Source organism: Marinobacterium weihaiense (assembly GCF_019061305.1).
GTDB lineage: Bacteria > Pseudomonadota > Gammaproteobacteria > Pseudomonadales > Balneatricaceae > Marinobacterium > Marinobacterium weihaiense.
This window is the reverse complement of the sequence record NZ_JAHQZT010000046.1, coordinates 1-7,924: the sequence shown is the minus strand read 5'-3', so window position 1 is coordinate 7,924 and position 7,924 is coordinate 1. Positions and strand designations below refer to the sequence as shown.

Here is a 7,924-nt window from a genome sequence, read left to right as displayed (position 1 = left end):
CCGGTATTCGGCGCAAACAGCGGATGGCTGCCATGGACATTGAGTACATGGAGAGGGTGATACATGCTTAAAAAATGTTCACGCTCTCGCCCTGACCTAAAATCAAAGCCTAAAAGAGTATTCTGTAATTATAAATGTGCCCGATGCAATAAGGATTTTTACAGAGGGTGGCAGTACCCTACTTTCGGAATCGGTTTTAAAATTATTTGTCCGTCTTGCAAGGATAAGTTGACAGTGAATACCCTGCCTAGAGTAGATTCTCTTGATAGAGCATTACCCGGGTCCTTTGGAAATGGACGTAGGCGATGATTTAAGAGTCATATTTCTTATGCGGGAATAATGTTTTAATTACTTAAGTGATGATTATAAGGGGCTATAAATGGCAATTCGAAGACTGTATGGAACAGAGACAGCAGATGCTGCTGTCTTCTGGAGTGACTGTGTCAACAGAAATGGATGGCGCATTCAGTATAATCAGACACTTGAGGCAACCCGAATTCTGAAGCCATACAGGCTTCTTGATCCTAAGGGCAATCTTTGGGCTTCGTCTGATACATTATCTGAAATGGCTGATGCTTTGCCCGAGCTTGCTGTTGTGTTTACTGAGAAAGAGCCATTATTTAGCAGTGACGAGGTAAAAGGCTTTGTCAAATCCGTCGTTGCCGCTGCTGCTACTGCTCTAACAGCTGCGGCTGCAGATAGTATCAAGAGTCATAAGTAGTAGCGATGTATATTATATATCGCCTATTGTTTTGCTGAGGTTTAATAAAGGAGTATTTATGATAGTTCAAACAGAGGAAGAATTAGCTGAGGCTCTTGAAAAAGAGGAAGATACTATCGAAATCGAAGGGGATCTTAAAAGGAAGGTTTTACGCATTAAGGCAACAGGAAAAGTTGCTTGGATAATTGCAGTAGGTGCAATCGGAGCCGCAGTTGTTGCAGTTTTGTACCCGGTTCCAGAGCCAACAACACAATTTGCAACTAAAGGTTTAGCATTGACGGCAGCTAGTGGTTCAATCGCAATATTAGGTTTCAGCACAACTGTTGCTGCGATATCTATAGCTGTGTCAGCTGGGGGTGTGGGAGTACTTAACACACTAAGAGCTTACAGGATTGCTGCCAACTCAGAGAGTAAATTGGTTTTAAAGAGGAATTGAGAATGCCGAATTTTTTCCAGGACCACCATATTTTTTTATTTGTGCAAGCTGCGGATACCAGTTTTCTAGAAAAATAAAGTTTGGGATTATTTGTCCTAAGTGTAAATCATTGAAGGTTTTCAGTGACCCTTCCATACGAAAGTAGTACTAGTTTTAGGATGGTTACTATATCCGACCGATCCTCGCAGAGGGTGTTCAAAACTCTGTGTCAGCCAACCAGCGTCATAGGCTGATGTGATGTTCCAAGTGCCTTTGGAAGTGGATGACAATCTGTGTCTGCGTCACGTTTGGGATTGTGGTTGAGTGAGAGCAGCAGGGTGGTTAGTGAAAGTTTTTGAGTACCGTTGTGTGCCGGAAACTCAAAATCTTACAAACCAAGATCCATCTTGGATACGGGAGAGAGCAGAACGTGAAAAAGCTGCAAGACCAAGCAAAGGTAAAACCTTGGTGCGCACCTTGGTGCACTTTTGCTTTTTGGTCGTTTTTTGAACAATGTAGGCTGGAGTAAATCGCGTAACTACTTGATTTAAATGGCGCCCCAGGCAGGACTCTAACCTGCGACCTGCCCCTTAGGAGGGGAAAGGGATTGGTGTCTCAGGCTGTTTATATGAATTTCATTCTGTCTCGAAATGTCTCTAAATAAACAAATAAAACAATATGTTACGATTATCTCCTCTGTTCAGCTAGTATCATCGATTCTCATCTAGACTCACGCTATACTATGCCAAGTGGTGGGCCGCTTGGTGGGCCGCTGGTGGGCCAGTTTGACGTATAAAAGAGCTTAAGATGAAGCAGCAAATACTCAGTTCTCATCGTGAGATACAGGCACTGAAACCCTCAGGTAACGCGAGTGTTGAACGTATCAGAGTATCATCAACACACGGTCCAGGCTTGTATATCGAAATGCGTGGCGACCGTGTGAGCAAACGCTGGGTCTACCGATTCAGACTGGGTAACAAGCGCCCTGATTTGATTATCGGCACTTTTCCATCTGTAAGTTTGAAGCAGGCAAGAGAATTGCACGGTAAAGCTGTTCAGCTGGTAAAACAGGGCATTGATCCACGGTCGTATCGTGCCGCTGAGGTCGCTAAAAACACTCAGGCATGGAGCATGCAAGAGGCGTTTTCGTACTGGATAAAGCACTATGCTGCGAATCCGACTCGGAATGGCTACCTGCCAACAGAAAAAACTGTCAAACAGATGCAGCGTCGATGGCGCTTGCACCTGCAGGATGATCTGGGATCGTTCCGAGTCATGGATCTGAATCGATCCAAGCTATTGGAAGTCTTGTCGAATGCAGCCATTAAGGCGCGGGAAGAAGCCAGGCAGTGCCTGACATTGCTGAAAGCGTTGCTGGCCTATTGTGAGGATATGGAGCAAATCGAGGAGAGCCCAGCTGCCACCATAACTCCCGGAAAAATCAAGGCGCGTCCCGCCCCTCCAAAAAAACGCTACCTCACTTTGCCAGAGTTAAGGGAGCTTCTTGTGGCACTGGATTGTGATACAGGCCGTACTTCTGCCAGTACTCGTAATGCCATCAAGCTTGCTGCCGCGACAGCTGCCAGGAGAAGTGAGGTTTCTCAGCTACTGTGGTCGGAGTTGGATCTTGAAAATGGAGTCTGGACATTACCAGACCATCGATCTAAAACTCGGCAAGGAAGACGGATAAGACTTTCAGCTTATTCGCTGGATGTACTGCGTCAACAACGTCAGCACAGCAATTCCCAGTATGTATTTGAGTCTCCACGCAAGCCTGGGGAGCCCATAGGTATTGATGTGCTGTCAAAAGCGGTAAAACGTATTCAAGGACGTGATACGAAAGAGCAAAATTTGGATGCTCCTTTAGCACATTTGGAGCCTTTTGGTGTTCACGATGTGCGTAGAACGGTAACGACGGCATTGACGGAACACTTGGGTGCCGACAAGCTGTTGGTCGATGTAATGATTGGCCATGCGGAGCCACGTTTGATTGCTACCTATAACCGTGCTGATCGCTGGCCACTACAGGTGCAGATATGGTGTCAGTGGGGGGATATGCTCTCGAACCTTTGCTCCGATAAGCCAGAATTTATACAGGAATCGAAGCACACTAACGTCATTCACGTCCAGTTTGGAAGTCGCTGATTGACGGTGAATAAATTATGGATGTGAAGAAGGGGCTTTTAGGCCCCTTCGGATTGGTTACCGTTGCGCTGTGCACACCATCGGTCGGTTCCGAGTTGTATCCATTCCTGAATATCTGACTCGCGCCATGAAACCCGACCTCCGCTGATTCTGACACGCTGCGGAAACTCCCCTGCATCCATTTGCCGATAGATGGTTGCCCGGGATAGTCCCGTAACGTTAATCACAGCATCAATACTCAACATTCGGTCCAGCATATATACCCCTGTTCAAAAAATGGCATGAATCTCGCGCACCTGCATTAACGATCAAGGTTTGGAGATAGGGCGATTCTGAACCAAAAGTCGACAGGGTGAGGTTCGGCAAATTGCTGAAAAAAAGCAAAAACTCGAGAATAGCTAAAAATCGAACAGTTATTGTGCTCATGCTTCAGAAAGTGAGATGTGAACCTGCAGTTGTCAATGGCCATTGACATCTAGGATCAAGAAATTGTAATGTAATGGAGGGTCTTTATATTAAAAAGCCTGCCTGAACAGAGAAACTACTTTAAGTCTATGTGGGAGGGAGCGATTTGATCGAAAATTATCTTAGGTAATAAGTGAAATGGCTATCACTATATTACCATCATTGATTTTTCAATACTATTTAAGGTGTGATAAATGGACAACACAGTTGAAGAAATCAAAAAAGTTCATAACGTTGACTTGGACTCAATAGCTAGTGCGATGATTGAAAATAAGGAAAGCAACGAATGCAATCAGTGCCATGACAACTGCAATGACTGCGGCTGGGATCGTTAACTAAGCTAGGTGATTTATTTCAGGCAATAATTAGGTAGGGATATGCCGTGATTTTGAAAGAATTAAGCTTTGCAGTCTATCAATCAAAGGGAAATTTGCCTAAAAAACTGTCAGATTACCTTCCTGGTTATCTGCCTGAACAATACAGTGATCTTGCTAAAGAGATTCATCCATTCATTGAAGCAGACAACTTTTTTCTAAAGTATGCTGATAGATCAGAACACTACGTTAAGTCCTATCGAATTCGAGAGGTGTGTGAACGTGCGTTGAAAGTTCTTCGGAAGACGACTCACCCCACGATTCTTAAAATTATTGAGGAAAATCCATATTGTTTATTTGAGGAATTTGAACGCTGGGTTAAAACTGGCCATGGAACTATGATGTCAGGTATCATCGATGAATTTTGGCACCAGTTTTTAACATTTAGTTATGAGTATAAAAGCTGGTGTCATGATAACTATGGACGCTACATTCACCATGTCCCAACTCCATCCTATGAGCGCAATCAGGTCACGAGTAAAGACCTGTTAGACAATACACAATCTTTTTTTAATTCCTACTCGAAACAGTTTGAATTTACAGAAACGGTTTTATTGTATTCGCTACCTGCTCGCTTAGTTTTCAGTGAGGGAAAATCGGTAGAAGAAGTTATCGAAATAATAAAAATGCTGGCTTTAAATGAGCCAAAACCAAAACCTATAAGATTGAAAAGTGTGGACCAATTCGTTACGTATGTTGAAGAGGGACTACAGAAAAATGGTTATTGTCACATTGAACAAGAGTTAAGTTTTGAGCAGTATGTGGCTATTAACGACCATCTTGGTAGTATAAAAACTATATCTGATATCAAATTAAACAATGAATCGAAATTAAAATTTAATAAGCCAGAGTCCTTGTCCTCTCATACAGATTCACCACTGGTTAACACAGTTGCTTGGTATTGCATTAGACAGGACCCCCAAGTAGGTAGCAGTGTTTTGGTTGATTGTAAGCCAATAATTGAAGCCCTACCCGAGAGTACCCGCAAAATACTCCGAAAAACACATATTGGCTTTCCGCTTTATAAGCGTTTTAAAACAGATACTTATCCGATTTTAACGCCGGGTACAACGTCAGATGAGATCTACTATACACATTGGTTGCTACTTGATAATTATAGTGAAAAACAAATAGCTGCACTTCAGGCACTTGAATCGTCAATTTCTGAGGCTGAAAAAACTGTATTGAGACTAAAGCCTGGAGAGGCACTCTTCGTTGATAATAAGCGAATGTTGCATGGGCGAGACGATATTCCCCCAAATAGCCCAAGATATTTATATCGAATTCATACAACTAAGAATAATCCCCCGAAGTGAATATAAAGGAACGGTTAGCCATAGAAGGTTGGGTGCATCTACAAGATGTGGGTGATATTTCGACCCTTAGATCGTATTTACCCCATCATAAGGTTTTTTCTACCAAAACCATCAAGTTTCAGGGGGCAAGGACAGTAGAGCATTCAAACACCTTGGTACCACCGCATACTGATGTCTTCTGGGTCCCTGTCCCTCCACGTTATCTCGTATTATTTTGTGAGAGTCCTGCCTCTGTTGGAGGAGAGTCTCTACTGATCAGTAACGTGAATAGATGTGTGTCACCAGATATTCTCGAAATTTTAAAAACGCAAAGCATAGCCCATGAAAAAAATGGTCGTCGATATACCTATAAAATTTACGCTAACGATATTATTCGTGTCCCTCACAATTACCGCAGTATTGAGAAAGCGGGATCTCAATACTTTCTAGATGCTTGGGCAGCATTTGTAGATGAACTTAGGAAAAATGTATTTAAGGTCAAGCTTGAGGCTGGAGATGGTTTAATAGTGGATAATCACTCTTCTCTGCACGGTCGCTTGAGGTTCGATAATACAAGAAATCAAACTAGAATCCTACACAAGGTGCTAATTAATGAATGAAGTGCCTGTTGTTATTCTGTCCTATAACCGACCACAATATCTAAAAGCAGTGCTAGATAGCCTAAATCAGCAAGATCCGGTTAATCATTATCAGTTCTCATATCATTTGTTTCAGGACGGGCCTAGACTAGAGCGAAATGAAATTGCATTAACTGACCAGTGTGTTCAAGTGTTTCAATCCTGTATACCTTCAGGAATGGTACACTATAATCGGGAAAATCTTGGTATTGCTCTAAATTATGACCGTGCTGAGTGCTTTGTATTTGAAGAATTACAAGCAGAGTACGCCTTTTTCTTTGAGGATGATTTAGTCGTCCAGCCCCATTATTTACAACTTCTAAATACTCTAGCCCGAACTTTTCTGAATAACAGCGAAGTCGGTATGGTGACATGCTGTGGCCCTGACTACCATCCTTCACTTGAATACCAAAAGAGTAACGAGCATAGACTTATACATGCAGGTTTTAATTGGGGTTTTGCTCTAAAACGAAACCACTGGCTTGATCGAAAAGTGGTATTAGAGCCTTATCTATCTATTGTTAAAAGAAATGACTACCGATTTCGTGACAAAAAAGCCATCTGGAACTTCTATCGTTCACTGGGTTTCGGCCCAATCCCGACTTCACAAGATCGAGCTAAAAATTTAGCCTCACTCTATTTGGGAGTTTCCCGGTTGAATACTACGACGGTGAATGCTCGCTATATAGGGGCTGTTGGTGAACATTTCGATACTTCACAATACAATAAACGGGGCTTTGATCGGCAAACTCTCTATCCGAAGCTGCCTAGCATAAAGAAGTTCAGTTATAATGAAGAAACATTGGCAACATATAAGTTGGAAATTTTACAGGAAAGCGTTGATTTGGCTATGAGTCAGCTACAAACTCCTGATAATAAAGACCAGCAAATTTCAACGGTCAGGCACTTAAGTACCTCGTCGAGTTACCGCATTCTCTTCCATGAGGTAGATGTGGGGAATTATGTTGTTGGAGACGCCGTCCTCAAGGGGCAATTCTCTCGAAGCAATGGGGTGATTCGTCCGAAATTACCTTCACCTTATCTACTCAATTTTGTAGAAAAATTTCAGGTGCTAAAAATTCAGTTTACCCCAGTTATGGGTCAATCTTTCCTTGGCTTGTATATTGTCGACCTCGACACAGGTAAGAAAATATACCACCACTACGATATGCTGGATCAGCAGTTAAGACTCGGCAATCTGCAATATCGTCAGGTCATTGTCTTCGCAACATCACCTGACGATGCATTTCGAATTCATCATATTTCAGTTCAGTAATGCACTTCTACTCTAACTAGGTGGAGCTATAGCTTGTTCTGCTCCCTTAAGTCCCTTAAGTCTCTGCCGAGCGTTGGGGTGTGACGGGCAGGCGGTGAAATTTCGTCACGTCATCGGGGTTGTGCCCCTGACGCAGCATCTCGGCAGCAGCTTGTGGCAAATGGAGCTCGGTGCCTTTTCCCAGCACCCGGTAAATGCTGTTGCGTGTGTATACCAAGGATGAGTCTCCCTGTTCGGGGACAACGTTTTCAACGGCCGAGGTCATGACGAATCGGTTTTGGTTTTCAACGGGTACGCCCCACACAATCGTGTCCAAGCAGTCGCCTTCTTTGGTACAAAAGTGGACGAGAAACCACTTATGCAGTGTTCGTTTAACTATGTTCATTTGCATTTCTCCGGTATTAAGACGCTATGACTATTTATTTCGACGTTTCCGCTTCTGCACATCAGGCTGCTCGCGATCCGGCAGATAATCATCGTTAGGACCTTCCCCGTCGAACGTAACCGCCGTTAAAACGACCCACTTGCCCTTAACTGTACTGCGCCACTTTTTTTGAAGTCCGCTCCAGTTCAACATTCCAGGGCAGCAGTCGCT

Annotated in this window: 9 protein-coding genes; 6 read left to right on the top strand and 3 right to left on the bottom strand. The window is 43.3% G+C overall.

Translation table 11 applies throughout. The features are described 5' to 3' along the window. The first annotated feature begins 379 nt into the window (after positions 1-379). The 3 genes from KTN04_RS16320 to KTN04_RS16310 all read left to right on the top strand — a co-directional run bounded on the left by KTN04_RS16320 (position 380) and on the right by KTN04_RS16310 (position 3,281). On the top strand, positions 380-721 hold the full coding sequence (locus tag KTN04_RS16320; RefSeq protein WP_217336288.1) for a hypothetical protein: 342 nt from the start codon (positions 380-382) through the stop codon (positions 719-721). A gap of 58 nt (positions 722-779) precedes the next feature. Further along, positions 780-1,157, top strand: coding sequence for a hypothetical protein (locus tag KTN04_RS16315; protein WP_217336287.1), 378 nt, complete (start codon positions 780-782; stop codon positions 1,155-1,157). 786 nt (positions 1,158-1,943) lie between these two features. After that, on the top strand, positions 1,944-3,281 hold the full coding sequence (locus tag KTN04_RS16310; RefSeq protein ID WP_217336286.1) for a tyrosine-type recombinase/integrase: 1,338 nt from the start codon (positions 1,944-1,946) through the stop codon (positions 3,279-3,281). 38 nt (positions 3,282-3,319) lie between these two features. On the opposite strand, the gene KTN04_RS16305 is transcribed toward KTN04_RS16310, so the two are convergent. Beyond that, positions 3,320-3,526 carry a helix-turn-helix transcriptional regulator gene (locus tag KTN04_RS16305; RefSeq protein WP_242530175.1) on the bottom strand — a complete coding sequence of 69 codons (207 nt, stop codon included), beginning with the start codon at positions 3,524-3,526 and terminating at the stop codon, positions 3,320-3,322. Positions 3,527-4,128: 602 nt separating this feature from the next. On the opposite strand from KTN04_RS16305, the gene KTN04_RS16300 reads away from it, so the two are divergent. The 3 genes from KTN04_RS16300 to KTN04_RS16290 are packed head-to-tail and all read left to right on the top strand — an operon-like array spanning position 4,129 to position 7,329. Continuing rightward, positions 4,129-5,436: a TauD/TfdA family dioxygenase gene (locus tag KTN04_RS16300; RefSeq protein ID WP_217336285.1), complete on the top strand. Its 1,308-nt coding sequence runs from the start codon at positions 4,129-4,131 to the stop codon at positions 5,434-5,436. Then, positions 5,433-6,035, top strand: a complete 603-nt coding sequence (locus tag KTN04_RS17325) for a TauD/TfdA family dioxygenase (RefSeq protein WP_217336284.1) — start codon at positions 5,433-5,435, stop codon at positions 6,033-6,035. The genes KTN04_RS16300 and KTN04_RS17325 overlap by 4 nt, the downstream gene beginning before the upstream one ends. Continuing rightward, positions 6,028-7,329 carry a glycosyltransferase family A protein gene (locus KTN04_RS16290; protein WP_217336283.1) on the top strand — a complete coding sequence of 434 codons (1,302 nt, stop codon included), beginning with the start codon at positions 6,028-6,030 and terminating at the stop codon, positions 7,327-7,329. The genes KTN04_RS17325 and KTN04_RS16290 overlap by 8 nt, the downstream gene beginning before the upstream one ends. Positions 7,330-7,384: 55 nt before the next feature. Here KTN04_RS16290 and KTN04_RS16285 read toward each other — a convergent pair whose 3' ends face one another. Together KTN04_RS16285 and KTN04_RS16280 are read right to left on the bottom strand one after the other, a co-directional pair. Then, positions 7,385-7,714 (bottom strand): hypothetical protein, encoded by a 330-nt coding sequence (locus tag KTN04_RS16285; RefSeq protein WP_217336282.1) that lies wholly within the window; start codon positions 7,712-7,714, stop codon positions 7,385-7,387. A gap of 30 nt (positions 7,715-7,744) precedes the next feature. Next, positions 7,745-7,924 (bottom strand): AbrB/MazE/SpoVT family DNA-binding domain-containing protein (locus KTN04_RS16280; protein WP_217336281.1); only part of this gene is annotated, 180 nt, incomplete at its 5' end.

Coding starts and splice junctions, on each gene's coding strand:
- KTN04_RS16320 (WP_217336288.1), top strand. CDS start 380: ATGGCAATTCGAAGACTGTATGGAACAGAGACAGCAGATGCTGCTGTC.
- KTN04_RS16315 (WP_217336287.1), top strand. CDS start 780: ATGATAGTTCAAACAGAGGAAGAATTAGCTGAGGCTCTTGAAAAAGAG.
- KTN04_RS16310 (WP_217336286.1), top strand. CDS start 1,944: ATGAAGCAGCAAATACTCAGTTCTCATCGTGAGATACAGGCACTGAAA.
- KTN04_RS16305 (WP_242530175.1), bottom strand. CDS start 3,526: ATGTTGAGTATTGATGCTGTGATTAACGTTACGGGACTATCCCGGGCA.
- KTN04_RS16290 (WP_217336283.1), top strand. CDS start 6,028: ATGAATGAAGTGCCTGTTGTTATTCTGTCCTATAACCGACCACAATAT.
- KTN04_RS16285 (WP_217336282.1), bottom strand. CDS start 7,714: ATGAACATAGTTAAACGAACACTGCATAAGTGGTTTCTCGTCCACTTT.